The 26,155-nt window shown below is 56.2% G+C and carries 20 protein-coding genes and 1 pseudogene; 18 read left to right on the forward strand and 3 right to left on the reverse strand.

Annotated features, from left to right (window positions below):
- The first annotated feature begins 1 nt into the window (after position 1).
- The 8 genes from ACGS9J_RS15505 (at position 2) to ACGS9J_RS15540 (ending at position 8,521) form a co-directional block, all read left to right on the forward strand.
- Positions 2-547, forward strand: coding sequence for a formate hydrogenlyase complex iron-sulfur subunit (locus ACGS9J_RS15505; protein ID WP_442231758.1), 546 nt, complete (start codon positions 2-4; stop codon positions 545-547).
- Entirely contained in the window at positions 544-1,341 is a 798-nt protein-coding gene (locus ACGS9J_RS15510; RefSeq protein ID WP_442231759.1) for an NADH-quinone oxidoreductase subunit B family protein, read from the forward strand. Before ACGS9J_RS15505 ends, ACGS9J_RS15510 begins: the two co-directional genes overlap by 4 nt.
- Complete coding sequence (locus ACGS9J_RS15515; protein WP_442231760.1) at positions 1,338-1,754, forward strand: formate hydrogenlyase maturation HycH family protein; 417 nt, start codon at positions 1,338-1,340, stop codon at positions 1,752-1,754. The genes ACGS9J_RS15510 and ACGS9J_RS15515 overlap by 4 nt, the downstream gene beginning before the upstream one ends.
- Positions 1,747-2,217, forward strand: coding sequence for a hydrogenase maturation peptidase HycI (hycI, locus tag ACGS9J_RS15520; protein ID WP_442231761.1), 471 nt, complete (start codon positions 1,747-1,749; stop codon positions 2,215-2,217). Before ACGS9J_RS15515 ends, hycI begins: the two co-directional genes overlap by 8 nt.
- 161 nt (positions 2,218-2,378) lie before the next feature.
- Positions 2,379-2,921, forward strand: a complete 543-nt coding sequence (gene hydN, locus ACGS9J_RS15525) for an electron transport protein HydN (RefSeq protein ID WP_046373547.1) — start codon at positions 2,379-2,381, stop codon at positions 2,919-2,921.
- Positions 2,922-2,932: 11 nt separating this feature from the next.
- Entirely contained in the window at positions 2,933-5,089 is a 2,157-nt protein-coding gene (gene fdhF, locus ACGS9J_RS15530) for a formate dehydrogenase subunit alpha (protein WP_442231762.1), read from the forward strand.
- Positions 5,090-5,171: 82 nt separating this feature from the next.
- The gene (gene hypF, locus ACGS9J_RS15535; protein WP_442231763.1) at positions 5,172-7,484 is read left to right on the forward strand and encodes a carbamoyltransferase HypF; all 2,313 of its coding nucleotides are present in this window, start codon (positions 5,172-5,174) and stop codon (positions 7,482-7,484) included.
- Positions 7,478-8,521: a HoxN/HupN/NixA family nickel/cobalt transporter gene (locus ACGS9J_RS15540; RefSeq protein ID WP_442231764.1), complete on the forward strand. Its 1,044-nt coding sequence runs from the start codon at positions 7,478-7,480 to the stop codon at positions 8,519-8,521. Before hypF ends, ACGS9J_RS15540 begins: the two co-directional genes overlap by 7 nt.
- A 56-nt stretch (positions 8,522-8,577) precedes the next feature.
- Here the strand turns inward: ACGS9J_RS15540 and ACGS9J_RS15545 are convergent.
- Positions 8,578-8,667: pseudogene (locus ACGS9J_RS15545) on the reverse strand (DUF4158 domain-containing protein); the annotation flags it as partial.
- 225 nt (positions 8,668-8,892) lie between these two features.
- On the opposite strand from ACGS9J_RS15545, the gene ACGS9J_RS15550 reads away from it, so the two are divergent.
- From ACGS9J_RS15550 to hemB, 3 genes are all read left to right on the forward strand, one after another.
- Positions 8,893-9,798: a LysR family transcriptional regulator gene (locus ACGS9J_RS15550; protein ID WP_442231765.1), complete on the forward strand. Its 906-nt coding sequence runs from the start codon at positions 8,893-8,895 to the stop codon at positions 9,796-9,798.
- A gap of 173 nt (positions 9,799-9,971) precedes the next feature.
- Complete coding sequence (locus tag ACGS9J_RS15555; protein WP_442231766.1) at positions 9,972-11,180, forward strand: MFS transporter; 1,209 nt, start codon at positions 9,972-9,974, stop codon at positions 11,178-11,180.
- Between the two features lie 123 nt (positions 11,181-11,303).
- Positions 11,304-12,281, forward strand: coding sequence for a porphobilinogen synthase (gene hemB, locus ACGS9J_RS15560; protein ID WP_442231767.1), 978 nt, complete (start codon positions 11,304-11,306; stop codon positions 12,279-12,281).
- 281 nt (positions 12,282-12,562) lie between these two features.
- Here hemB and ACGS9J_RS15565 read toward each other — a convergent pair whose 3' ends face one another.
- Complete coding sequence (locus ACGS9J_RS15565; RefSeq protein ID WP_442231768.1) at positions 12,563-13,564, reverse strand: VOC family protein; 1,002 nt, start codon at positions 13,562-13,564, stop codon at positions 12,563-12,565.
- Positions 13,565-13,576: 12 nt separating this feature from the next.
- Here ACGS9J_RS15565 and ACGS9J_RS15570 point away from each other — a divergent pair, with 12 nt between their 5' ends.
- Positions 13,577-13,774 carry a hypothetical protein gene (locus ACGS9J_RS15570; RefSeq protein ID WP_442231769.1) on the forward strand — a complete coding sequence of 66 codons (198 nt, stop codon included), beginning with the start codon at positions 13,577-13,579 and terminating at the stop codon, positions 13,772-13,774.
- 8 nt (positions 13,775-13,782) lie between these two features.
- Here the strand turns inward: ACGS9J_RS15570 and ACGS9J_RS15575 are convergent, their stop codons facing one another.
- Entirely contained in the window at positions 13,783-14,709 is a 927-nt protein-coding gene (locus tag ACGS9J_RS15575) for a LysR family transcriptional regulator (protein ID WP_442231980.1), read from the reverse strand.
- 173 nt (positions 14,710-14,882) lie between these two features.
- Here ACGS9J_RS15575 and ACGS9J_RS15580 point away from each other — a divergent pair, with 173 nt between their 5' ends.
- From ACGS9J_RS15580 to ACGS9J_RS15605, 6 genes are all read left to right on the forward strand, one after another.
- Positions 14,883-16,400 (forward strand): aldehyde dehydrogenase family protein, encoded by a 1,518-nt coding sequence (locus ACGS9J_RS15580; RefSeq protein ID WP_442231770.1) that lies wholly within the window; start codon positions 14,883-14,885, stop codon positions 16,398-16,400.
- Between the two features lie 34 nt (positions 16,401-16,434).
- Positions 16,435-18,093, forward strand: a complete 1,659-nt coding sequence (locus ACGS9J_RS15585) for a GMC family oxidoreductase (protein WP_442231771.1) — start codon at positions 16,435-16,437, stop codon at positions 18,091-18,093.
- A gap of 504 nt (positions 18,094-18,597) precedes the next feature.
- Positions 18,598-19,989 carry a diaminobutyrate--2-oxoglutarate transaminase gene (locus ACGS9J_RS15590; protein WP_442231981.1) on the forward strand — a complete coding sequence of 464 codons (1,392 nt, stop codon included), beginning with the start codon at positions 18,598-18,600 and terminating at the stop codon, positions 19,987-19,989.
- A 5-nt stretch (positions 19,990-19,994) separates the two neighbouring features.
- Entirely contained in the window at positions 19,995-21,464 is a 1,470-nt protein-coding gene (locus ACGS9J_RS15595) for a pyridoxal phosphate-dependent decarboxylase family protein (RefSeq protein WP_442231772.1), read from the forward strand.
- A 236-nt stretch (positions 21,465-21,700) separates the two neighbouring features.
- Positions 21,701-22,639 carry a LysR family transcriptional regulator gene (locus tag ACGS9J_RS15600; RefSeq protein WP_442231773.1) on the forward strand — a complete coding sequence of 313 codons (939 nt, stop codon included), beginning with the start codon at positions 21,701-21,703 and terminating at the stop codon, positions 22,637-22,639.
- Between the two features lie 758 nt (positions 22,640-23,397).
- The gene (locus tag ACGS9J_RS15605; RefSeq protein ID WP_442231774.1) at positions 23,398-25,833 is read left to right on the forward strand and encodes a glucose/quinate/shikimate family membrane-bound PQQ-dependent dehydrogenase; all 2,436 of its coding nucleotides are present in this window, start codon (positions 23,398-23,400) and stop codon (positions 25,831-25,833) included.
- The last annotated feature ends 322 nt before the right edge of the window (positions 25,834-26,155 follow it).

A 26,155-nucleotide genomic window follows, 5' to 3' on the forward strand; every position in this document is an offset into this window, starting at 1 on the left:
CATGCTGAAACTGATTAAAAAAGTGCTGAAGACCGGGCCGGCCACCGTCGCTTACCCGGCCCGGCCGCTGGCCATTGACCCGAACTTTCGCGGTAAGCCCGAATATACCCCGCAGCAATGCATCGCCTGCGGGGCCTGCGCCAACGCCTGCCCGTCCAATGCGTTGACCATGACAACCGATCTCGGCAGCGGCACCCTGCGCTGGCAGTTGTTTCTTGGCCGCTGCATCTTTTGCGCACGCTGCGAGGAGGTGTGCCCCACCGCAGCCATTCGGCTTTCACAGCAGTTCGAACTGGCCGTGTGGCGAAAAGAGGATCTGTACGAACAGGCCGACTTCGCCATTTGTCATTGCCGAGAGTGCGGCAAGCCCTACGCGACGCAAAAAGAGATTGATTATGCGATGGCGTTGCTCGGGCTGAGCAGCACCGAAACGGCAACCCGCCGGGCGCAGTTTGAAACCTGCCCGGCCTGCAAGCAACAGCAGAACCTGACCCAGGCCGATCGCATTGATATTGGCCGTCATTTGACCCGGGAGGTCATCTCATGAATTCGCCCTTGATTGGCCCACGCGATGAAAATGGCCTGCCGGTGCCGATCACCCTTGACGAGAGCATCGCCAAGCTGAAAACCACCCTGCTGCAGGATATCCGTCGTTCAGCCTATGTCTATCGGGTGGATTGCGGCGGCTGCAATGGTTGCGAAATTGAGATTTTCGCCGCCATTTCGCCATTGTTCGACGCTGAACGCTTCGGCATCAAAGTGGTACCGTCCCCGCGTCATGCCGATATTCTGTTGTTTACCGGGGCGGTGACCCGCGCCATGCGTATCCCGGCGATCCGCGCCTGGCAAGCTTCGCCCGATCCTAAAATCAGCATCTCTTACGGTGCCTGCGGCAACAGCGGCGGCATCTTCCACGACCTCTACTGCGTGTGGGGCGGCACCGATCGCATCGTGCCGGTCGATGTTTATATTCCCGGCTGCCCGCCAACGCCGGCCGCGACCATTTACGGCTTCGCCATGGCGCTCGGCTTGTTGGATCAGAAAATCAAAGGCCACCAGCATGACGAAACCGACGGTGAAGCGACGCGCCTGTTGCACCCGCAGCTGCCTCAGCCGCTGCGGGTGCTGTTGGATCGTGAAGCCCGGCGCATGGCCGGTTATCGCTACGGCCGCCAAATCGCCGACCAGTTTATGCAACTGCTGGCAGCAGACACCCCAGAGTCGGCCGAACAGCGCATTGCCGCCTATCTGCAGCAGCAAGATGACCTGCGCCTCAATGAGATTATCGGCAACCTGCTGGGCATATATCAGCGGGTACTGCGTGGGGATCTGCGGCTATGACAGTTTCCCAAGGCCAGGTGGTGTTCTATTCGCTCAGCCGCAAATTTGTGCAGGAGAAAAAGGCCCCGCCGAAAGCCCAGGAGGTGATCTATTACAGCCTGGCGATCGGCCACCATCTGGGGGTGATCGACTGCCTGGAAGCCAAACTCAGTTGCCCGCTGGCGGGTTTTCGCGAGTGGGTGGCGCAATTGCCTTCCGGCAGCACCGCGCGGCGCAAACTGGAAGGGGTCGATCGCTTTGGCGAAATCTGCATCGACAGCAGTCACACCCACCTGTTGGCGAGCGCATTGAGCCGCGCGGCCGCGCGAATGACCGCTGAGCAGCAGGACTGGAACCAAAGGCTGATTGCCCTGCTGCAATCGATTGAAAACGAACCCGCCATTTACCTGATGGTCCGGAGGCACGATGCGTAACGTTTTATTGTGTGTGGGCAACTGCATGATGGGGGATGACGGTGCCGGGCCGCTGCTGGCCGAACTGTGCGCCAGCCACCCCCCTGCAGGCTGGCGGGTGATTGACGGCGGCGCTGCGCCGGAAAATGACATCGGGCATATCCGCGAGCTGCAACCTGACCGCCTGGTGATCGTCGATGCCACCGATATGGGGCTCGCGCCCGGAGAAACCCGGGTGATCGACGAACAGGACATTGCCGCCATGTTCATCATGACGACGCATAACCTGCCGCTCAACTTCCTGATCGACCAACTGCGCGCAGACATCGCGGACATTACCTTTATCGGCATCCAACCCGAGGTGGTGGCGTTTTACTACCCGATAGGCGCGGCGGTGAGGCAGGCCGTGGCGACCCTTCACCAACGCCTGCATTGCTGGACGACCAATGGCGGTTACCCGCAATGGGAGATGACGAATGTCTGACGCGTCATCGTCATTTATGTCGACCCGCTGTCGGTAAACTCGTCATGAAATTCTAATTATCTGCTTTTTAAGGATTTTCAGGATTGGCATGCTTTATGCCTAACCCGAACCACCACCTCACTTTTGCCATACCCGGATGAAGGGTAACCCAGGAGTTATTGATGAACCGGTTTATCATCGCCGATCCCAAAAAATGCATCGGCTGCCGTACCTGTGAAATTGCCTGCGTGATGGCGCACAGCGAAAGCCAGGATATTTCGGCGTTGAACGCCACCAGCTTCGCCCCGCGCCTGCATGTGATCAAAGGCGTCAACGTCAGCACCGCCGTGCTCTGTCGACAATGTGAGGACGCACCCTGCTCCAACGTCTGCCCCAACGGCGCCATCAGCCGTACCAATGGCATGGTGCTGGTAATGCAGGAACGCTGCATCGGCTGTAAGACCTGCGTGGTGGCCTGCCCCTACGGCGCCATGGAAGTAATCACCCGCCCGGTAGTCCGCCAGAACGGCGCCATGATGAGCGCCACCACCGAGAAAGCCGAAGCCCATAAATGCGACCTGTGCATCGGCCGTGATAGCGGCCCGGCCTGCATGGAAACCTGCCCAACCAATGCGCTGCACTGCGTCGATCGCAACATGCTGCAGGAAATGAACGCCGAGAAGCGTCGCCGCGCCGCGCTCGACACTATGTCGTCACTGTTTTAGGAACTGAACCAATGAAAAAAATCACAACCGTCTGCCCTTACTGCGGTGCAGGCTGCAAAATGAAACTGGTGGTCGACAACGGCAAGATCATTCGCGCCGAGGCGGCTGACGGCGTGACCAATCAGGGCGAGCTGTGCCTGAAAGGCTATTACGGCTGGGACTTCCTTAACGACACCAAACTCTTGACTCCCCGCCTGAGTCAGCCGCTGATCCGCCGGCAGAAAGGCGGCAAGTTCGAAGCCGTCAGTTGGGACGAGGCGATCCGCTACACCGCGCAACGGCTGCAACAAATTAAAGATAAGCACGGTGCCAGCGCCATCATGCACACCGGTTCCTCACGCGGTACCGGTAATGAAACCAACTACGTGATGCAGAAGTTTGCCCGTGCGGTGATCGGCACCAATAACGTCGACTGCTGCGCCCGCGTCTGCCACGGCCCTTCGGTCGCAGGTTTGCAGGCCACGCTGGGTAACGGCGCCATGAGTAACTCGATTGGCGATATCGAAAACTCCAAATGCCTGCTGATCATCGGTTACAACTGCGCCGACTCTCACCCTATCGTGGCGCGCCGGGTGCTCAAGGCCAAAGAGAAAGGCGCGCAGATCGTGGTGTGCGACCCGCGTCGGATTGAAACGGCGCGCATTGCCGACCAGCATTTGCAGATCAAGAACGGCTGTAACATGGCGCTGGTGAATGCCTTCGCCTATGTGCTGATTGAAGAAAATCTGTATGACCGCGATTACGTGGCGAAGTACACCGAGGGATTCGAGGCTTACCGTCAGCAACTGGCGGACTATGCGCCAGAAGCGGTGGAACACCTGACCGGCGTCACCGCCCAGCAGATCCGTCAGGCGATGCGCACCTACGCCAGCGCGCCTTCTGCCACCATCATGTGGGGCATGGGCGTGACCCAGTTCGGTCAGGCGGTGGACGTGGTCAAAGGTCTCGCCAGTCTGGCGTTGCTGACCGGCAATCTGGGCCGCGCCAACGTCGGCGTTGGGCCGGTACGTGGGCAGAACAACGTTCAGGGGGCCTGCGACATGGGTGTGCTGCCCAATGAGTTCCCGGGTTATCAGGCGGTCACCGATGCGGCCGTGCGCGCTAAATTCGCCGCAGCCTGGGGAATTGACGCCACAAAAATGGATCCGAACGTCGGCTACCGCATCACCGAAATCCCGCACCTGGTCCATGAAGGCAAAGTCAAAGCCTATTACATCATGGGGGAAGATCCGTTACAGACCGAGGCCGATCTGAGTCTGGTGCGCGGCGCGTTCGAAGCGCTGGAGTTTGTGGTGGTGCAAGACATCTTTATGACCAAAACCGCTGAACAGGCGGATGTGATCTTGCCTGCCACCTCCTGGGGCGAGCATGGCGGTGTGTTCTCCTGCGCCGATCGCGGGTTCCAGCGTTTCGAGAAAGCCATTGAGCCGCAGTACAACGTCAAACGCGACTGGGAAATCATCAGCCTGCTGGCCAGCGAAATGGGCTATCCGATGCATTACGACGATAACCAGCAGATCTGGGATGAAATGCGCTCGCTCTGCCCGCTGTTTTACGGGGCGACCTACGAAAAAATGGGCGAACTTGGCCACGTGCAATGGCCGTGTACCACGCTGGAAAGCCAGGGCACGCCGTACCTGTATCAGGGAAACCAATTCACTACGCCATCCGGTAAAGGCCAATTGTTCGCGACCACCTGGCGCGCACCGGCCGAGATCCCGGATGCCGATTACCCATTGGTGCTCTGTACCGTGCGTGAAGTTGGCCATTACTCCTGCCGTTCCATGACCGGCAACTGTGCGGCCCTGCAAACCTTGGCGGACGAACCCGGCTTCGTGCAGATCAATCCTCAGGATGCCGCCGCGCTGGGCATTGCCGATCAACAACTGGTGTGGGTATCTTCCCGCCGCGGCAAGGTGATCAGCCGCGCCAACTATAACGAGCGTATTAATCTGGGGGCGGTGTATATGACCTACCAGTGGTGGATCGGTGCCTGTAACGAACTGACCCAGGAGAATCTGGACCCGATATCCAAAACGCCGGAAACCAAATACTGCGCGATAAAACTGGAGGCGATTGCCGATCAGCACTGGGCAGAAAACTATGCCCAGCAAAGCTACAGCGAGATGAAAGCTCGCCTGCGCCGCGCAGCGGAAGACGTAATGTAAAGCTTGTAGGGGGCGCAGTCGCACCGATTAACACGGGCGCAGCATGCAGCGCCCCTACAAAACCCACAGAGGGTAATAAACCATGTCCCATCCAGGGCTGCTGCTGCGTATCAGCGGTAAAGTTCAGGGCGTCGGCTTTCGGCCTTTTGTCTGGCAACTGGCCGAACAGCTCAATCTGCGTGGTGAAGTCTGGAACGACAGCGCCGGGGTGGAGATTCGCCTGCTCGAACCCGTCGATCTCGAGGTGTTCCTTCACGTGTTGTACCAGCAAGCGCCGCCTTTGGCCCAGATCGAACGCATCCAGCAGCGGCCGTTTACCTGGCTGCAGGCACCCGATGATTTTCGTATCCGCGCCAGTCAACGCGGCGCTCTGGCAACCCAGATCGTCCCGGACGCCGCAACCTGTCCGCAATGTTTGCTGGAAATGAACGATCCGCAGGATCGTCGTTACCGCTACCCGTTCATCAATTGCACGCATTGTGGCCCACGCTTCACCATTATTCGTGCCATGCCCTACGATCGTCCGGCCACCAGCATGGCGCCCTTTCTTCTTTGCCCGCCCTGCGCCCAGGAATACCGTGCGGTGCATAACCGGCGTTTTCATGCCCAGCCGGTGGCCTGTAGCGACTGCGGCCCCCAGTTGTTCAGTTGCACAGCGCAGGGCACACCGCAGCATCGGGGCGAGGAAGCCTTGCAACAGGCGGTAACCGCGTTGGCCAAGGGACAAATTGTCGCCATCAAAGGCCTTGGGGGCTTTCATCTGGCATGCGACGCCACCGATACCCAGGCCGTAGAGCGCCTGCGTCTGCGCAAACGGCGGCCGGGCAAACCGCTGGCGGTGATGCTGCCGAACAGGGACTGGTTGGATCGTTGTGCCGATGGCGTTGATCTGGCGCGCACCGGGCGCTTGTTGGCTTCCGCTGCCGCCCCCATCGTGCTGGTGCCACGCTCGCCCAATTCACCGCTGTCTGAGGCGGTTGCGCCGCAGTTGGACGAGGTGGGGCTGATGTTGCCGGCCAATCCCCTGCACCATTTATTGATGCAGGCGATACAACGCCCATTGGTGATGACCTCCGGCAATGCGGCCGGTTGCGCCCCGGCGCTAACCAACGGCGCCGCCCTGGCGGATTTGGCCGACATTGCCGATTTGTGGTTACTGCACGATCGCGAGATCGTGCAACGTGCCGATGATTCGTTGGTACGGTTGCTGCCTGAAGGCCCTGAAATGCTGCGCCGCGCGCGGGGATCCGTGCCCGATGCCCTGCCATTGCCCCCCGGCTTCCCTTCCCAGCCGCCGCTGCTGGCGGTGGGCGGCGATCGTAAAAATACCTTTTGCCTGGTACAGGGAAATCAAGCCGTGCTCAGTTCGCATTTTGGCGATTTGCAGCAGGAGGATGTTCAGCAGCAGTGGCAACAGGCCATCTCGCATTTTATGACGTTGTACCATTGCCAGCCGCAGCGACTGGCCAGCGACGCTCACCCCGGTTATGTCAGCCACCAATGGGCCGCCCGACAGTCGCTACCGGTGACCCCGGTGTTGCACCATCATGCGCATTTGGCCGCTTGCCTGGCCGAACACGCCTGGCCGCTGGAAGGCGGAGCGGTCATTGGCCTGGCACTGGACGGTTTGGGATACGGGCAGGACGGAGCCCTGTGGGGCGGTGAATGCCTGCTGGTCGATTACCGCCGCTGCCGTCATCTGGGAGGATTGCCCGCCGTGGCGCTGCCCGGTGGCGATCTGGCCGCGCAGCAACCCTGGCGTAATCAGTTGGCGCATTTTGCGCGCTTCGTACCGAACTGGCAAAACGACCCGCAGGCCGAGCGGCTATTGACCTATCCCTGGCAACCCCTGCTGCAAGCCATCAACGCCGGTATCAATTCACCGTTGGCCTCCTCGGCCGGCCGTTTGTTTGATGCCGCCGCCGCCGCGCTGGGTTGCGCCCCTGCCCGGCAAAGTTGGGAAGGCGAAGCCGCCAGCATTTTTGAGACGCTGGCCCACCGGAGCAGCCCTTGCCGCCATCCGGTCACGCTGCCGCTGTGCGCAGAACAGCTCGATCTGGGCAGGTTCTGGCAACAATGGCTGGCCTGGCAGGCCCCTGCCGCTCAACGGGCCTGGGCGTTCCATGACGCCTTGGCGCAGGGGTTCTCGCGGCTGGCTAAACATTTTGCCGCTGAGCATCACCTGCAGCATGTGGCGTTAAGCGGCGGCGTGCTGCACAACCGCCTATTGCGTCAACGGCTACAGCATCATCTGGCACCGTTGCAGGTGCTGTTGCCACAACGGCTGCCGGCCGGCGATGGCGGCCTGGCGTTCGGTCAGGCGATGGTCGCCTGCGCGCAACATACCCCGGTAACGCCTCTAAACATTAAAATTCGACAGGAAGTAACATGTTAAACCGCGAGTTTTTCCAGACCCATACCCGCGCCTTTTGGCTGTTGTTGGCATTAGTGGGGCTGAACCTGCTGGCATGGGCGACGGCCCTGGTGGCGTTTCGCCATTATCCCGCGCTGATCGCCGCCGCGCTGTTGGCTTACGGTTACGGGCTGCGCCACGCGGTAGATGCCGACCACATTGCCGCTATCGATAACGTCACCCGTAAGTTGATGCAGCAAGGCCAGCGTCCGGTTTCGGTCGGGGCATTCTTCTCGCTGGGGCATTCCAGTATCGTGGTGCTGGCCTGCATCGCGATTGCCGCCACCTCATTGGCCTTTGGCGACCGCATTGGCTGGCTGCATCAATACGGCACCACTCTGGGCACGCTGATCTCCTCCCTGTTCCTGCTGGCCATGGCGTTGTTGAACTGGCTGATTTTTCGCGACGTTTATCGCATTTTCCGCCGGGTGAAGCGCGGCGAAAAACTCGTGGAACAAGATGTCGCCTTGCTGGTGAACGGCACCGGCGGCGTCATGACGCGCCTGTATCGCTTTGCTTTTAATCTGGTCAATAAAAGCTGGCACATGTATTTGGTCGGTTTCTTGTTTGGCCTGGGCTTTGATACCGCCACCGAGGTGGGTCTGCTAGGGATCTCAGCCACCGGTGTCACATCCGGCATGTCGGTTTGGTCGATTATGGTGTTCCCGCTGCTGTTTGCCAGCGGCATGGCGCTGATCGACTCGCTGGACAACTTTGTGATGGTCGGCGCTTACGGTTGGGCGTTCAATAAACCGATCCGCAAGCTGTATTACAACATGACCATCACCGCAACCAGCGTGGCTATCGCCCTGGTGATCGGTGGGCTGGAGGGTCTGGGCCTGCTGGCCGACAAGCTGGAACTGCAAGGCGGGCTGTGGCGCGGCGTTGAGAAACTCAATGAGAACCTGGGCAGCGTCGGCTACGCCGCTATCGCGCTGTTTGTGGTACTGTGGATCTTGTCCGCCCTCAATTACCGCCGCAAAAACTATGATTCGTTAAGGGGGTTCGAGGTCCAATGATGTAAAAAAACATGTTAAGAGTTTAATTCATTGTTTATATTAAAATTTAAAGTTCTTAGATCGAAAAAAAATGTTCCCAGGAAGCGTGCCGTGGTCAGTTGAATAGCAATCCCCAGACGGTTATGTTTTCCCCGCCGCAGGTTGATTTAAGTTTGGGCGAAAACCTCATCAAAGATCGGGAATGGCTCTGGAACTTATTCACCTTGATACTCCTATTAAGGTGGTCATGGAGAAAACCGGTATTTCACGGGCAACTTACTTTCGGTTGAAAAAATCATCAGCGCCGTTCCTGATGGTAAGACGCTACAAATGATAGTTTTCAGGTTCCTGCCTCGGAAACTCTAAACATCTTCACATAAATAACCGGGGACATGATGGATAATTATAATCAGTTGCTTGCATTCATATGGGCGTTTGAATACGGCAATTTTTCTGCCGCTGCGCGGGCAAACGGATTGACACCTTCAGCAATGAGTAAACTCATCAGCCGGCTGGAGGCGAGATTACAGGTAAGACTCTTCCATCGTGGAACGAGAAAGTTAATGCTGACCGAAGAGGGACACGTTTATCTTAACAGTGCCCGGGCAGTCGTTGACGCAATGACCGAGGCTGATTCACTGGCTGAAGATATGCCATCGCGCATCAGGGGGCAGCTGAAAATCCGCACCATGACCACCTTCGCTCGTTATCATATCCTTCCATGGTTGCCAGAGTTTATTGACGCCTACCCTGACCTCAACGTTGATATTGAAACGGGGCCGGTTTACCGGGATGACTTTGATAAAGGGCTGGATCTCGCCATTTATGGTGGTGTACTTGCGAGTTCTTCCCGTGTCGCCCGTCGTATCGGTGAGAGTAAGTGGATTACCTGCGCTTCGCCGGCCTACATCACCAAGTACGGGATACCCTCCCATCCCCGTGAGTTGATGGAACATCGCTGCTTTCACTTTAATTTCGATAGCCACTGGAATCAGTGGGTATTCGCCGAAGACAATCAGAGCATCATATTCCCGGTTAAACCGGTTGCCTCCCTGTCGCAGGGCGATTTGCTTCGCGATCTGGCCATCCAGGGAGAAGGTATCGTCCGCCTGGCTGACTTCCACGTTCACCGCGATATCAGAGAGGGAAGATTAATACCGCTTTTGAAGGCATTCCAGTCTCCTGTCAGGGAGCCGCTCTATGTAATTTACGCGAAAAGGCAGCATCTCAGCCCGCGCATCCGCTGTTTTATTGAATTCATGGAAAAACAGATAGCTCTGCATCCCTGGAGCATTTGAGTTTTCAGTCAATACTGCCGACTGCTTGTCTGTCCGTTCATATTTTATTCTGAGCTGTGAAACTGCGTCATAGTGGGTATTCCTGCTGCTCGAATCCCCTCAATCATGGTTCGTGTTACTGTTTTATGGATTTCCACCGAACATATCCATTTTCCAGGACAAAAGATATTACTATGTCTGACAGACAAACATCATGGGCAGGGATGGCGCTGGCCCTGGCTTTCTTTTCCGGCATGCTGAGCAGCAGCCTTCCCACCCCTCTCTATCCCGTATACATCAGTTTATATGGCTTCAGCGCCTCTCAGATAATGACGGTATTTGGCGTTTACGCCGCCGGTGTCCTTTTAGCGCTGGCATTTACCGCGAAGCTTAATATCAGGACTGAGCTGTATACAAGACCTCTCTATGCAGGTCTTGCCTGCGTTTTGCTGTCATCACTTCTGATGATGTTTGCAGATAACTTTATGATACTAATTCTCGGCCGTTTTGTTACCGGTCTGGGTTCAGGTATTTTAATGGCCTATATTAACCGCTCACTGATTAAAATATTTGATACGGAAATAAGTAATACTGCGGCATTGACGGCTTCTGCCTCGTTGATCATTGGGCAGGCTATTGGTCCTTTAATAACGGGGGAAATCGTGCATCGTGGTTTTTATGCACTTAAGACTCCATACGTCATTCTTTTTATGCTGGTAGTAATGTCAACATTTGGGATCTGGCGCAGTCGCCTGGTGATTAACAGGCACAGTGCGTCAGTGACCATTGAACGGAAAAGTGTCGCTGCTCAATGTCATAAGGGGCTCTCATTCCGGGACGTCATCGCCAGTTGCATGGCCATATTTCTTTCATGGGCTATGGCGTCCACGTTTATGTCCCAGGGGCCCACCCTTGCGCGCACCTATTTCAATGTTACCAGCGTGCAGCTGGTAAGCTATTCCCTGTCTGCATTCCTGCTGGTTGCAGGTATCACCCAGATAGTGATGAGGAAAAAGCACCATTACTCGTCGCTGAAAATCGGTGTTGTTGCCCAGCTTGCTGCGGTTTTGCTGGCCCTCTGCAGTGTGCACATGACCGCTCCCTCACTTCTCTTCATATCCGTGATGCTTGAAGGGTTCGCCTATGGGGCAATACTTGTCGGTGCTGCCACTATCGTTAATGTGGTCGCCAGACAGAGTCAGCGACACCATCTGATAAACTTGCTTTACATTGTGGGTTACGTGGGTAACTGGCTGCCGTTTTCATTGAGTGTGATGATGGATCATTTCTCCCAGCAAACAGCCCTGAATGGCTATTTGTTATTATGCAGCTTTTTTAGTGCATGCATTGCTTTATCAGCCTATATATCGGGAAAATGCCAGTCAGCATTACGGGGTGGTTGAAAAAATACTGAAATTCATAGACGTAAAGATTAACCGGCCAGCCTCCTGTATGCCAGGGCCGGTAATTAAGTGTGAAAAACATCAAGCAATCACTCAAAGTAAAAAGAAACTGAAGGAGTCATAATGTTTAATAATTTCCCGGCAATACGACCACGCCGTCTGAGGAAGTCTTCTTCCTTAAGGATGCTTTTCCAGGAAACAGCGTTCACCCTTGATGACCTGGTGTTGCCAATATTCGTGGAAGAAGAGACGTCTGAATTTGTAGAAATTGCCACTATGCCCGGCGTGCTGCGTATTCCTGAATCAAAGCTGGCATACGAAATCGAACGTTACGCTCAGGCAGGTATCCGCTCGGTGATGACCTTCGGGATCTCTCATCATATGGATGCGACAGGTAGCGATACCTGGAATGAAAACGGCCTTGTAGCGCGTATGACGCGTATCTGCAAAGATACCGTTCCGGAAATGATCGTGATGTCTGATACTTGTTTTTGTGAATACACCACGCACGGTCACTGTGGGGTATTACATGATCACGGTGTGGACAATGATGCGACACTCATTAATTTAGGAAGACAGGCCGTGAATGCAGCTGCAGCCGGCGCTGATTTTATTGCACCTTCCGCCGCAGCGGATGGTCAGGTGCAGGCTATCCGACACGCGCTTGATGAGGCCGGATTTACGAATACCGCTATTATGTCTTATTCCACAAAATTAGCGTCTTCACTGTACGGGCCTTTCAGGGAGGCCGGAGGCAGCGTGTTACAGGGAGATCGTAAACAGTATCAGATGAACCCAATGAACCGGCGGGAGGCTATACGGGAATCGCTTCTGGACGAACATGAAGGTGCGGATGCCCTGATGGTCAAACCCGCCGGGACCTATCTGGACGTGATCAGTGATATTCGAGCTGCATCAAAACTACCGCTGGCGGCTTATCAGGTCAGTGGGGAGTATGCGATGATTAAGTTTGCAGCCAGAGCCGGAGCCATTGACGAGCGGAAAGTCGTTCGCGAAACGCTCGGTGCTATCAAACGAGCAGGTGCAGATATTATTCTCTCTTATTTCGCGATGGATATTGCAGAAAATAGCGTTTATTAAAAATGCAACCGGTACAGCGATAGAAGTAAAATGCAGGGATTACAGATATGCAATGCCTGCATAATATCAGCTAATGATATTAGTCAGATATTATTCTGGAACCCCGGCTTCGGCATAATGTTTACGTGTCATTTCCAGCTTGGTAAAAACATCCTCATAACCCACCGCATTTCACTGTGGATCGACATACGTATATCACTGGCCCTCAAACCCCTCAAGCTTACGGCAGCCCGGCCATCCCTGACTGAGGCTGCACAAGGGGTGATCGCGACACCTTGATCCTATTTACGGGATAAATACTCTTCCAGTACCAGCGGATAACCGCCACTGGCCGGTTTTTCGACCGGGGTATCGGTAAAGGCCGTGGCTTCGGTGACCCATTTGCGCTGCGGCGGCAAACCCCACGGCAACAGTTGCTGGCGCTCACCGGCCTCAAGAATATTGGTTTCCAATTCGATATCCATCATCTGATATGGGGTATTGTGCAGTTCGATGCGATGGCCGTCGGGATCGTGCAGATAAACAAACAGCACGTGCCCCATCCCGTGTCTGCCCGGCCCCCGCTCAACGGCGTCGCCAAACCCCAGATTACCGGCAGTGTCGCAGGCACGTAAGATTTCCTGCGAATCGGGAATGGTATAACCGAAGTGATGCAGGCGTGGCCCCGGGCCATGCAAATACACCAGATCCTGAGTATTGCCTTTACGTTGTAGAAAAGCGGCCCCCAGGCCTTGCTCGTCAAAATAGATATCCGAAGCGCGAAAGCCCAACTGCGTCATATAGAATTCAGCCGCCCGCTGGACATGGGGCGTGTGCAATTGAAAGTGATCGAGCCGCTGGGCGCAGCCACCGCGATACAGATGCACCTGATGGTGCAAACGCGGCATGACCGGCATGGAGGCGCACAGTTCGATCAGCGTGCCAGTCGGATCGGTAAAATGCAGGGTGCGCCCCTGATAAGGCACCTCCACCCAGCGGTTTTCCAACCCCTGCTGGTCAAAAAACCGCTTGGCCACTTCCAGATCCTTTTCCCGGAACACGCGTAAGCCAATGCGCTCGCAATGAGGCTCCGCCGTGCTGAGCTTGATAACCAGGCTGTGGTGGCAAGCCTCTTCCAGCCCGCGCAAATAGAGTCTGTCGTCTTCCCGCCGAGTCAGCACCATGCCGATCACCTGGGTGTAAAACAACTCGCTGGCGGCCAGATCCCGCGAGGTCAACACCAAATGGCTGGCGCGCGTAATGGAGAATGGCGGATCGTATTCGGTCAGAGGTAATCGGGTCATTGTGAGCACAAAATGAAGGCTAAATTGAACGAACAGCAGCTCGATGAGATCTACAGTCAGTTTTATCGGGCCGCCGAGCCGTTTTCCGGCGAACCCCTGGCGCTCTTTTTGACCCGCCTGAACCTGCTGCTGCTGGACGCCCTGGCGGATGAAACGCTGGCTCGGGAGCTGATTGCCGAAGCCACGCGCTTTAAGGTGAACGCTGAGTAGCCGCGTCCTCAGGCAACCGGAGGGATATCCGTGAGCTTCTGGCCCGGCGTTACCCTGGGTTGCCGGTAGTAATCAGCGACAAAATCCACAAAGCTGCGAATATTAACCGGCAGATAGCGCCGGTTAACATAGACCACATACAGTGAGCGATGGCTCCAGGTAAACTCCCGCATCAGCCTGACCAGCGTACCGCCAGCCAATGCCTCCCGCACCACGAACTCCGGCTCAAGAATAATGCCTCGGCCCTCCAGGGCGCTGGCCAACAATGCATCACCGCTGTTGGCGCGCAGCGAGCCGCATACCGGCACCTCGACCAGCCGGCCCTCCTCATCCAAATATTCCCATTGTTCCGCACGAGGCAACAGTGAATAGACCAAGCAGTTGTGTTCCCGCAATGCCTGCGGGCTATCGGGCGTGCCGTGGCGCTTTAAATAGTCTGGGGACGCGCAGAGTATTCGGGGAATGTCACACAGCTTACGCGCCACCAGGGACGAATCCGACAAATTGGCCACGCGGATCGCCACATCAATCCCCTGATCGATCAGGTTAACCAACTGGTCGCTGAGACAAAACTCCACCGACACCCGCGGATAACGGCGTTGATAGCCGGCCACAATCGTCGCCAGTTCGGCCCGGCAATACGGGTGTGGCGCACTGATGCGCAACGTGCCCGCCGGCTGCCCCTGATTGCCCATATAGGCTTCCAGCGCCTGGCATTCGCCGGTAATGCGTTGGCTGTATTCGAAGCATTCTCGGCCGGCTTCCGTCAGCGTCATCGAACGGGTGGTGCGATGCAGCAAGCGTACGCCGAAATGCTGCTCCAGCTCGGCAATACTCTTGCTCACCCGCGGGCGCGAAAGGTCCAGCGCCTCTGCGGCAGCCGTAAAATTGCCGCCCTTTACCACCGCATTGAATATGCGTAATGCATTCATCATATCCACGTTCACGTCCCTTCAATCCGCGGGTCATTAGCACAATATACGCCATCTATTGGTGCCTGTACGGCACCAGTGTGATACGGCACGCCCTCTGGTTGTTCAACCTGGCCACAGCTAGTTTAGCTTCATCCCTCGAAGAGGATCACCGCAGACTGAAATAAGGACTCCCTATGAATAGCCAGGCTAAGACGTTCGAACAATGGCAGCAGCAGGCAAACGCCCTGCAGATCGAAGGGCGTGCCTATATTGACGGTCAGTATCAGGACTCTGCCGACGGTGCCACTTTTGCCGATATCAGCCCGATCGACGGGCGCTTATTGGCGGCGATTGCCGACTGCGATGCCGCCACCGTCGATCGCGCGGTCGCGGCGGCTGCCAGGACGTACTCGTCCGGTATTTGGCGCGACCAATCCCCGGCGCAACGTAAAGCCGCCCTGCTGCGTCTGGCCGATCTGGTCGGTCAGCATCAGGAAGAGCTGGCGCTGCTGGAAAGCCTGGATACCGGCAAAACCATCCATGAATCGCTGGACATGGATATGCAGGACGTCCAAATCGCCCTGCGCTATTACGCCGAGGCGATCGACAAGATTGCCGGTGAAATCGCCCCTACCGGCGACAGCTTCCACGGCATGATCACCTACCAGGCCTTGGGCGTGGTGGCGGTAATGACGCCCTGGAACAACCCGCTGATGATCGCCTGCTGGAAGATTGCACCGGCGCTGGCGATGGGGAACTCGGTGGTGTTCAAACCCTCGGAAAAAGCGCCGTTAACCGGCATCCGCCTGGCGGCGCTGGCACAACAGGCCGGCATCCCCGAGGGCGTATTCAACGTGGTGACCGGTGGCGCCCAGGTGGGTCAGGCGCTGGCGTTGCACGCCGACGTGCGGGTCATGGCCTTTACCGGCTCGACTCAGGTGGCCAAACAGCTGCTGATTTATGCCGGCCAGTCCAATATGAAACGCACCTACCTTGAGGGCGGCGGCAAGAACGCGCATATCATTTTTGCCGATACGCCGGATCTGGCCCGAGCGGCGCGCTTTGCGGCGTTGGGCTTTTGCGCCAACCAGGGGGCCGTTTGTGCCTCGGGGACCCGCTTGCTGGTGCAGTCCTCGATCAAGGAGCAATTTGTCGCGCTGCTGATTGAAGAAGTGAAACGCTGGAAACCGGGCCATCCGCTGGATCCCGCGACCATGATGGGGCCGTTGATTGACGCCAAACATCAGGCCAATGTCCTGCGTTACGTGGACTCTGCGCGTGATGAAGGGGCCAACGTCGTTTGCGGTGGCTATGCGGATGACAGCGTCGTGCCGGGCGGGCATTTCTTCCCGCCGACGGTCATCGACAATGCCACCCCGACCATGACCGCCTCGCAAAACGAAATCTTCGGCCCGGTCGCTTCGGTTATCGCGTTTGAAAACGAAGAAGAAGCCATTCGCCTGGCGAACGACAGCGAATACGGCTTGACCGCCGGGTTCTGGACGCCGGATATCGCCAAAGTTCACCGCATTGCCCGCCAACTGGAAGCGGGAACCGTCTGGGTCAACCACTTCCTGACCCGCGATATTCTCTCGCCGTTCGGCGGTTTCAAACAGTCCGGCATTGGCCGCGACCTGTCGTTACACGCGATGCGGCAGTACGGCGAAATGAAGGCCACCTGGATTGCCCTGAAAGACATCGACGCTCACTAACGCCGCGTGTTCACCCCCCATAAAAGGAATCGTCATGAAACAAGACAAACCCCAGGCCGACGCAGGTCGCCGCCGGTTCATTGCCGCCAGTCTGGCGATGAGCGCGGTGGCGGTGTTGCCCTTCTCCGGCCATGCTCGCCAATCGACACCTCGCAGCACTGGCGCAAAAAGCGATAACGATAAGTACGATTACATTATTATCGGCGCCGGATCGGCCGGCTCAGTAGTCACCCGCCGGTTGGTTGATGCCGGTTTAAAGGTGTTACTGCTGGAGGCCGGGCCGCGAGACGACATGCCGGCGATCCACAACCCACCGCAGGCCATGGCGCTGTGGCATACCGCCGTCGATTGGGGCTTCTCCACCCAACCGCAAATTTACGCCGGCAAACAGGATATTTACTGGCCGCGCGGCAAAACCTTGGGCGGCTCCAGCTCAATCAACGGCATGATGTACGTGCGCGGTCTGCCCTCCGATTACGACAACTGGGCGGCACTGGGGGCGACTGGCTGGAGCTGGCAGGAGGTACTGCCTTATTTCCGCAAAGCGGAAAACTGCAATATCAGCGGGTTGTCCAGTATGCATGCCACCGGTGGCCTGTTGCAGGTTTCCCGCCCCGCCATGACCCCGTTGGCCCACGCCTTCGTTGAGGCCGGGCAGCAGGCCGGGCTGCGCTGGGTGCAGGATTACAATGATGGCCAGGACTCCAGCGGGGTCAGTTTCCCGCAGTACACCATAACGCCGGACGGCAAACGTGCCAGCGCCTGGGTCTGTTACGGCGACGCCATCAGTAAAGCGGATAATCTGTCGGTGATCACCGAAGCGCGGGTGTTGAAACTGCTGAATCAGAAAGATCGCATCACCGGGGTGCACTTTGTCCATCGCGGTGTCGATTATCGTATCGAGGCTCGCCATGAAGTGCTGCTGTGCGCCGGTTCACTGATGAGCCCGTCTATTCTGCTGCACTCCGGCATCGGGCCGGCGGAACAACTGGAAAAAATGGGCATCACCCCCTTGGTTAACCTGCCGGGCGTGGGTGAAAACCTGCACGACCACCTGGTGTGCCCTATGGTTTGGTCGTCGCCGCAGCCGGTAGCGGTCGGTCTGGCCTCCGGTATCGAAGCGCAGATTTTCCATAAATCGGCACCGCAGCTTCAGGCTCCGGATACCCAGTCGCTGCTGTTCACCATGCCGTTTATGGCCGGGGTTGAGCATGGTTACAGTGTCACGCCAGGATTGGTGCGTCCGAAAAGCCGTGGCCGCCTCTGGCTCAACTCTCTCGACCCGTTGCAGCCGCCGTTGATGGATCCGCGCGTCTATTCTGAAACGCAAGATCTGGAAATCATGACCGACAAAGCCCTGCTGTTGCGAGAAGTGATGCAACAAGCCGCTCTCACGCCTTGGCGCGGCAAAGAAATGGGCATGGACGGCGTGGACAACCGACAGAAAATGCGCGATTACGTCAGCCGAATGACTGGCTCCTACCACCATCAGGTCGGTACCGCGCGCATGGGAAGCGATAAGATGGCGGTTGTCGATCCCCAACTGCGGGTGCACGGGGTGTCTGGCCTGCGCGTGATCGACGCCTCGGTGATGCCGGTGATACCGACCGGCAACACTAATGCTCCCAGCATTATGATCGGGGAAAAGGCCGCGGACATGATCCTGTCGAACTCGCCGGGCCGGGCGACATAATAGGATATCCCGCTCGCAGACCTTAATCGCTAAAGAGGGGCCCAACCGGCGGTTTCTTTGACCGCCATGGTGAAATTCCTTGGTAATGATTCGGTTATCGCGGAAAGAACCCCTCTGCCGCCCTCGCTAAATTCGGTTAATTTCTAAGCAATGCCTTATTTATAATAAGTCGGTTTTTCAAAAATCCCGCCGCGCCGCCCTGAGTCCCTCCTTCTAAAATAGCCTTCAAAATAAACGCATTGGGCCGGTACCCCTACTTTTTTTGAGGAGGTTTTTTGTGCCTTGTCAAGCACCGCCTCATACTTAAAGCGCGGCATTATTGGCCAACAAACCACCAATTCATTGATTTTTATATAAAAAATAATAAACACCCCCCGGCTAAATAACTATTGAGCCGGGGGGTAAAAAGCCATATATTGGGCGCGTTTTTTCACGGTAGTTATTTATTCAATTTAATAATTCAACTAGGGCGTTAATGATACCCCCAGTTGTAGGAGAGATATGATGACGGATAAAGTCCGTATTGATAATTTCGATGTGAAGTTAGAAAATGTAAACAACGAAACATATTTGGCGAGACAAGCCGAATTTGAATCGAATGTCAGGAGTTACCCCCGTAAATTGCCGTTGGCGATTGCGAAAGCCCAAGGCGTGTGGATCACCGATGTTGAGAATAATCAATATCTTGATTGCCTGGCTGGTGCGGGTACGCTGGCTCTGGGTCATAACCATCCTGACGTCCTTCAAAGCATCCAAAATGTCATTACCAGCGGCTTGCCGTTACATACCCTCGATCTGACAACGCCGTTGAAAGATCAGTTCTCAGCGTATTTGCTCTCTTTATTACCAGGACAGGGCCAGGAATATTGCCTGCAGTTCTGCGGCCCCTCGGGCGCAGATGCGGTTGAAGCCGCCCTGAAACTGGCGAAAAAGCACACCGGGCGTTCTGGTGTGATCAGCTTCTCCGGCGGCTACCATGGCATGACCCATGGCGCGCTGGCGGTCACAGGCAACCTGTCACCGAAAGAAGCGATTAACGGCATGATGCCGGAAGTCCAGTTTATGCCTTACCCGCACGAATACCGCTGCCCGCTTGGCATCGGTGGCGAAGCCGGCGTTAAGGCACTGACCTACTATTTCGAAAACCTGATCAATGACGTCGAAAGCGGCGTGCGCAAACCTGCGGCGGTCATCCTGGAAGCGGTTCAGGGTGAAGGCGGCGTTAACCCGGCCCCGGTCGAGTGGTTGCAGCGCATTCGCAAAGTCACTCAGGAACACGGCATTCTGCTGATTATCGACGAAGTTCAGGCCGGTTTTGCCCGTACCGGCAAACTGTTCGCCTTTGAACACGCCGGTATTGAGCCGGACATCATCGTGATGTCCAAAGCGGTAGGCGGCGGTTTGCCGCTGGCGGTATTGGGCATCAAGAAAGAGTTTGACGCCTGGGAGCCTGGCCACCATACCGGTACCTTCCGTGGTAACCAACTGGCGATGGCCACCGGCCTGACCACCCTGCAACACCTTAAAGATAACAACGTGGCCGATAAGGTCGCTGCACAAGGTGAATGGCTGAAAGCCAAGCTGGCCGAACTGCAAAAACGTTATCCGGCGATCGGTCACGTGCGCGGTCTGGGCTTGATGATTGGCATGGAAATCGTCAAACCTGACGAAGCGCAGGATCATATGGGTTGCTACCCGGCGGATCCTCAGTTGTCTGCCCTGCTGCAGAAAAAATGCTTCGAAGCCGGCTTGATCCTGGAGCGTGGCGGCCGTAACGGTAACGTACTGCGTCTGCTGCCTTCCCTGCTGATCACCAACGACGAACTGGGCATTTTCCTGGATAAATTTGAACAGGCCCTGTTAGCCGCCGGCGTCAAGCCTGTAGGCATGGAGTGAATTTAATGTCCCGGTCAAATCCGATTCTGGCCGCCTCTGCGCAAAGCACCGAGGCGTACCAGCAAGCGATCGAGCAAAGTAGCCAGGCGGTAGTGCAGTGGCTGCAACAACCCGAGATGTATCAGGGAAAAACCGTTGCCGAACTGCGTGAGCGCATTAAGCTTGATTTTAATCCGCAAGGCCTGGGCAACCAGGTGGCCATTGAACGCGCGATTGAATACTTTTTAAAAGACAGTCTGTCGGTGCATCATCCGCAGTGCGTGGCGCATTTGCATTGCCCGAGCCTGGTGATCAGCCAGGCGGCTGAGGTGTTGATCAACGCCACCAACCAGAGCATGGACTCCTGGGATCAAAGCCCGTCAGCCACCCTCATCGAGATGAAGTTGATCGAATGGTTGCGTACCCAGGTCGGGTATCAGCCAGGCGATGCCGGGGTGTTCACCAGCGGCGGCACCCAGAGCAATCTGATGGGCCTGATGCTGGCGCGCGATGCCTTCTTCGCCAGGCAGGGCCACTCTGTGCAGCAAGATGGGCTGGTCGGTAACCTGAAAAAGATTAAAGTGTTCTGTTCTGAAAACGCCCACTTCTCGGTGCAAAAGAACATGGCTTTACTCGGCCTGGGCTACCAATCCGTCACGTTGGTGAAGACCGATCAATTCGCGCGCATGGATCTGAACGATTTAGCCGAAAAACTGGCGCAAGCCAAGGCCAACGGCGAGCAGATCCTGGCGATTGTCGCGACCGCAGGTACCACCGATGCCGGGGCTATCGACCCACTGCGCGCTATCGCTCAGTTGGCGGCAGAACACCAAATCTGGGTGCATGTCGATGCGGCCTGGGGCGGCGCATTGTTGCTGTCCGAGAAATACCGCGACTATCTGGATGGCATTGAATTGGTGGATTCCGTGACGCTGGACTTCCACAAACAATTCTTCCAGACCATCAGCTGCGGCGCTTTCTTGCTGAAAGAGGCCCGTCACTATGAGCTGATGCGTTATCAGGCAGCCTACCTGAACTCCGAATTCGACGAAGCTCAGGGCGTGCCTAACCTGGTGTCCAAGTCCTTGCAGACCACCCGCCGTTTTGATGCGTTAAAACTGTGGATGGGCCTGGAAGCCTTGGGGCAACAGCAATATGCAGAGATCATCGATCACGGCGTCACGCTGGCACAGCAGGTGGCGCACTATATCGGCGATCAACCGGCGCTGGAGTTGGTGATGCAGCCTCAGTTGGCCAGCGTGCTGTTCCGCTACCGTCCGCAGCCGTTTGCCGGCGGCGATGCGGCCGTGGCGTTGCTGAACCAACGAATTGGCGATGCGTTGCTGGAGTCCGGGCGTGCCAACGTCGGGGTGACCGAATTTAACGGCGTTACCTGCCTGAAAATGACGTTGTTGAACCCAACGGTCAGCCTGGACGATATCAAAGTCCTGCTGGCGCTGGTGGAAAAAACCGCGCAGCAGTTACCTGCCGCCTAATCCGCCCGTTCTGCCCTGACCGGCAGCCAAAAGCCGATAACATTCGCTTGTTATCGGCTTTTTTGTTGCCCATCACCAGCTAGCCCCTCAACCCAGGATCGCTTTATCGCCGAGTTTCCGTTGCCATCCCCGGTGGAAAATATAACTATGCTGTATAAACTGCAGCAGATGCAGCATTTGCATTTATAACCTGCAGCCGACGCTACCCCGTTCATAAAGCCACCAGGATACCCTTGATGACAGAACCCGATCTCAATTTGTTGATTGCGCTCGATGCGCTGCTTTCTTTGGGCAGCGTAGCCGGTGCAGCACGTCGCCTAAAACTCAGCGCCTCGGCAATGAGCCGTACGCTCAGCCGCCTGCGGACGGTCACCGGGGATCCTTTGCTGGTTCGCGCCGGGCGCAATATGGTGCTGACCCCCTATGCCGAAGCCATACGCGAGCGTACGCAAAACGCCGTCTTTGAGGCGCGCGCGGTATTACGCCCTTCGGTGTCGGAACTGAGTTTATCGACGCTGGAACGAACCTTTACCCTGCGCGCCAACGAAGGCTTTGTCGAGGCGTTTGGCGCAGCACTGATTGCGGCGGCAGCAACGGCAGCGCCTTCGGTGCGGCTGTGTTTTGCACCGAAGCCGGAGAAGCATTCACGGCACCTGCGTGAAGGGCTGGTGGACCTGGAAATCGGCGTACTGGGGGAGATGGGGCCGGAAATTCGTCTGCAGGCACTGTTTCGCGATCGGTTTATCGCGGTGGTCAGAAAGGGCCATCCGTTAGAGCAGGAAACCGAAATTACTGCGCGCCAATATGCCGCTTGTGGCCATGTGGTGGCTTCGCGCCGTGGGCTATTAACGGGGCCGGTAGATCAGGCGCTGACTGAATTAGGGTTGGAGAGAAAAATAGCCGCCGTTGTGCCGAGCTTTCCCGCCGCGCTGGCGGTGGCTCAGGCGTCCGATCTGGTGGCACTGGTGCCCGCCTCTTTCTTGATCAATCAGCCGGTAGGCACCGCGCTTTATTCCTTTGAACTGCCGGTAAAAACCCAGGAAATTACCGTTTCGCAAATGTGGCATCCGCGCCTGGAGGTCGATCCGGCACATCGTTGGCTACGGCAACTGGTGCGAAGCGTGGTTGAACAGCGCTTCGCACGGATCACTACCTGCGGCAAATTATCTCATTGAGGGGGTATTCGACGGCGCGGTGATTAATTTAATTCACAGATAATTGCCAGGCGGGATTATTCGTTATTGATGTGTTTATTGGGGGGGGCTGCTTTAAGATAAATAATGAATTAATAGTGACCACTATGCAGTACAGTAAAACGATGACGCCCAATCAATCGAAGCACTGCATAGTGGAATACTAATATTAACGTAATGAATTCTATTTTTTAACCTTAAGTAACTAAAAAAATGAAAACGGGTTAAATAACGCATCAAAAAATCCGCGACACCCAATATAAGCCCAAAGCTTTCTGTCACCGGCGCGCAGCAATGGGAAAGCCCATTACCCATTGCAATGACAGGGTTAATAAAACCATCAATAATTTTATTTGCCGCAGCGTGGCTGGTCCGGAAATAATGGCCCCTAATGAGTTATCGATTTAAATCTTCCGCCTTCATTTTGTGCTACCTAATAATGGGTATTTGGTCATGATGCCGAACCATAAATGTTAGGGGTTAACCCTCGCCACGGTTCAGAAACGCGGTAGCGCTTTTCAAGCCAAGCCGCTTTCATTAAATTTTTTCCAGTTGTTGCAATTAGGGCTAATAATTAGGTTAGCAAGCAACATCCTCTTAACTTTATAATGAATCAAATGGTACAATCACGGCATTCCACCGCTTGATTTATGCTCTGCTCTCACACCACCAGGGATCTGCAGGGTCGCGATCATTCGGGGTAAACATGATGAAAAACATTATCTTGGAGTCTGTCAGCCATGCCTGAATCAACTGCCCAACCGGGTATAAAACTTAAACTATGGTGTTGTTTATTGGGGATAATTCTTACCGTTGTCGGTTTATTCTTCGCCATTGGCGGCGGTAAGTTAGTCTCGCTGGGGGGCAGCAGTTACTTCCTGATTGCCGGTATCGTCACCCTGCTGTCTGCCGTGCAATTCTTCCGACGTAAATCTTCAGCGGTGTGGTTGTTCCTGCTGGTGTTTATCGGCACGCTGATATGGTCGGTGTTGGATGCCGGGTTCGATTTCTGGCCCCTGGTCTCCCGACTGATGGTGCCTGCCGGCTTGATGCTGCTGGCCTTCCTGAGCTGGCCGGCCCTGCGTAAGCCGGAAGGCAAAGCGCCACTGGCGAAGCTGTCCTACCTGCTCAGTGCCGTACTGGCAGTTGGCATGGTCGCCACCTTCGTACAGATGTTCCAGCCACACCCGACCGTCGCTTTCAGCGGCCAACAACTGCCATTAATCCCGGTGGATAAAGCCCAACAACAAAAAGACTGGGATAACTACGGCAATACGCCGGGCGGCAGCCGCTTTGTGGCGCTGGACCAAATCACCCGCGACAACGTGAAGGAACTGAAAGTCGCCTGGACCTTCCACACCGGCGATACCCCGTTGAGCCCGGACGGCAACGGCGCGGAAGATCAGCAAACGCCATTGCAAATCGGTAACCGCATTTTCCTGTGTACGCCACACAACAACGTGATTGCCGTCGATGCCGACAGCGGTAAAGAGATCTGGAAGCGTGAAGTCAATGCGAAATCCCAGGTCTGGAACCGTTGCCGTGGCCTGGCCTACTTCGATGCCACCAAACCGCTGACGCAACCGACGGTGCCTGGCTCCACGCCTGCCACACCGGTCACGTTAACCGCGGGTGACAGTTGTCAACGTCGCATTCTGATGAACACCATCGATGCCCGTTTGGTGGCGATCAACGCCGATAACGGTGAGTTCTGTCAGAACTTCGGCCACCAGGGCGTGGTCGATCTGAAGGCCGGTATGGGTGACGCCGCCGATCCGAAATACCAGCTGACCTCTGCGCCAACCTTGGCGGGCACCACCATTGTCGTCGGCGGCCGCGTGGCGGATAACGTGCAAACCGACATGCCTGGCGGCGTGTTGCGCGGTTTCGACGTGATCACCGGTGCCATGCGTTGGGCGTTCGATCCGGGTAATAAGGATCCCAACTCGGCATTGAAACCTGGCCAGACCTTTGTGCGCAGTACGCCGAACTCCTGGGCCCCTATGTCCTACGATCCGGCGATGAATACCGTGTTCCTGCCGATGGGCAGCTCCTCGGTTGACCTGTGGGGCGCTAACCGTAACGCGTTGGATCACAAGTACGGCGCTTCCATCCTGGCGCTGGACGCCACCACCGGTAAAGAGAAATGGGTTTATCAGACCGTTCATAACGACCTGTGGGACTTCGACCTGCCGATGCAACCCAGCCTGATCGACTTCCCGATGAAAGACGGCACGACCAAGCCGGCGCTGGTCATTGGCGCGAAAACCGGTCAGATCTTCGTGTTGGATCGCCATACCGGCAAACCTTTGACCGAAGTGAAAGAGCTGCCGGTGAAAACGCGCACCATCCCCGGCGAGCAGTACTCTGCTACCCAACCGTTCTCTGTCGGCATGCCGCAGATTGGCGCGGAGAAGCTGACCGAGTCTGACATGTGGGGCGCTACGCCGTTTGACCAGTTGATGTGCCGCATCAGCTTTAAATCGATGCGTTACGACGGCCTGTTCACCGCACCGGACACCGATATCTCACTCAGCTTCCCTGGCTCGTTGGGCGGCATGAACTGGGGCGGTCTGTCGACCGATCCGAACAACCATTACATCTTCGCCAACGACATGCGTCTGGGCCTGTGGGTGCAGATGATCCCGCAGAAAAACGATGCCAACACCCCGGCCAGCAATGGCGGTGAGTCCGTCAATGCCGGTATGGGTGCCGTGCCGCTGAAAGGCACTCCTTATGGGGTTAACAAAAACCGCTTTATGTCGCCGCTGGGCATTCCGTGCCAGAAACCGCCGTTCGGTACCCTGTCCGCTATCGATCTGAAAACCCAGAAAGTGGTGTGGCAAGTCCCGGCCGGTACGGTGCAGGATACCGGGCCGTTCGGCATCAAAATGCGCGCACCTATGCCGGTTGGCATGCCGACGCTCGGTGGTACGCTGGCGACCCAGGGTGGCCTGGTGTTCATTGCCGGTACCCAGGATTACTACCTGCGGGCGTTTGACTCCTCTACCGGTAAAGAAGTGTGGAAAGCGCGCTTGCCTGTGGGGAGCGGTGGCACACCAATGAGTTATGTTTCACCAACCACCGGTAAGCAATATATCGTGATTTCCGCCGGTGGCGCTCGCCAATCACCGGACCGCGGCGACTACGTTATCGCTTATGCGCTCGATAAATAAATCTAACCACAGGTTATGACCCCCGGCCCCCGCTCAATCGCGGGGGCTTTTTTATAGGCACTGGCAGTGCCATGCCACCATTATTTAATCGCCTGTTAATTAAAGGATGGCAATACGAGAGTATTCGAAGCCGTTGACCAGGTGATCGGTTATTTAATTTTATGCACCTTTCACATGCGGCGGGAAACATCCCTTCCAGCCCGTTAATACCTTCAGCTTATCGATATTCCTCTTGGCCCATCGTTTCCCTTTGCTACAACCTGACAATTTCTAAAATTAGTTAGCCAATTTTGTTCGTTCACAGATTTAGCGGCTTAAAGGA

The sequence above is a fragment of the Serratia quinivorans genome (genome assembly GCF_052113645.1).
In the GTDB taxonomy this organism is placed as follows: Bacteria; Pseudomonadota; Gammaproteobacteria; order Enterobacterales; family Enterobacteriaceae; genus Serratia; species Serratia quinivorans_B.

What these genes read in the sequence shown, in the direction of transcription:
- ACGS9J_RS15555 (WP_442231766.1), top strand. Translation starts at nt 9,972, where the DNA reads ATGTCTGACAGACAAACATCATGGGCAGGGATGGCGCTGGCCCTGGCT.
- ACGS9J_RS15570 (WP_442231769.1), top strand. Translation starts at nt 13,577, where the DNA reads ATGAAGGCTAAATTGAACGAACAGCAGCTCGATGAGATCTACAGTCAG.
- hypF (WP_442231763.1), top strand. Translation starts at nt 5,172, where the DNA reads ATGTCCCATCCAGGGCTGCTGCTGCGTATCAGCGGTAAAGTTCAGGGC.
- hemB (WP_442231767.1), top strand. Translation starts at nt 11,304, where the DNA reads ATGTTTAATAATTTCCCGGCAATACGACCACGCCGTCTGAGGAAGTCT.
- ACGS9J_RS15510 (WP_442231759.1), top strand. Translation starts at nt 544, where the DNA reads ATGAATTCGCCCTTGATTGGCCCACGCGATGAAAATGGCCTGCCGGTG.
- ACGS9J_RS15505 (WP_442231758.1), top strand. Translation starts at nt 2, where the DNA reads ATGCTGAAACTGATTAAAAAAGTGCTGAAGACCGGGCCGGCCACCGTC.
- ACGS9J_RS15600 (WP_442231773.1), top strand. Translation starts at nt 21,701, where the DNA reads ATGACAGAACCCGATCTCAATTTGTTGATTGCGCTCGATGCGCTGCTT.
- hydN (WP_046373547.1), top strand. Translation starts at nt 2,379, where the DNA reads ATGAACCGGTTTATCATCGCCGATCCCAAAAAATGCATCGGCTGCCGT.
- ACGS9J_RS15590 (WP_442231981.1), top strand. Translation starts at nt 18,598, where the DNA reads ATGACGGATAAAGTCCGTATTGATAATTTCGATGTGAAGTTAGAAAAT.
- fdhF (WP_442231762.1), top strand. Translation starts at nt 2,933, where the DNA reads ATGAAAAAAATCACAACCGTCTGCCCTTACTGCGGTGCAGGCTGCAAA.
- ACGS9J_RS15575 (WP_442231980.1), bottom strand. Translation starts at nt 14,709, where the DNA reads ATGATGAATGCATTACGCATATTCAATGCGGTGGTAAAGGGCGGCAAT.
- ACGS9J_RS15515 (WP_442231760.1), top strand. Translation starts at nt 1,338, where the DNA reads ATGACAGTTTCCCAAGGCCAGGTGGTGTTCTATTCGCTCAGCCGCAAA.
- hycI (WP_442231761.1), top strand. Translation starts at nt 1,747, where the DNA reads ATGCGTAACGTTTTATTGTGTGTGGGCAACTGCATGATGGGGGATGAC.
- ACGS9J_RS15550 (WP_442231765.1), top strand. Translation starts at nt 8,893, where the DNA reads ATGATGGATAATTATAATCAGTTGCTTGCATTCATATGGGCGTTTGAA.
- ACGS9J_RS15540 (WP_442231764.1), top strand. Translation starts at nt 7,478, where the DNA reads ATGTTAAACCGCGAGTTTTTCCAGACCCATACCCGCGCCTTTTGGCTG.
- ACGS9J_RS15595 (WP_442231772.1), top strand. Translation starts at nt 19,995, where the DNA reads ATGTCCCGGTCAAATCCGATTCTGGCCGCCTCTGCGCAAAGCACCGAG.
- ACGS9J_RS15580 (WP_442231770.1), top strand. Translation starts at nt 14,883, where the DNA reads ATGAATAGCCAGGCTAAGACGTTCGAACAATGGCAGCAGCAGGCAAAC.
- ACGS9J_RS15585 (WP_442231771.1), top strand. Translation starts at nt 16,435, where the DNA reads ATGAAACAAGACAAACCCCAGGCCGACGCAGGTCGCCGCCGGTTCATT.
- ACGS9J_RS15605 (WP_442231774.1), top strand. Translation starts at nt 23,398, where the DNA reads ATGCCTGAATCAACTGCCCAACCGGGTATAAAACTTAAACTATGGTGT.
- ACGS9J_RS15565 (WP_442231768.1), bottom strand. Translation starts at nt 13,564, where the DNA reads ATGACCCGATTACCTCTGACCGAATACGATCCGCCATTCTCCATTACG.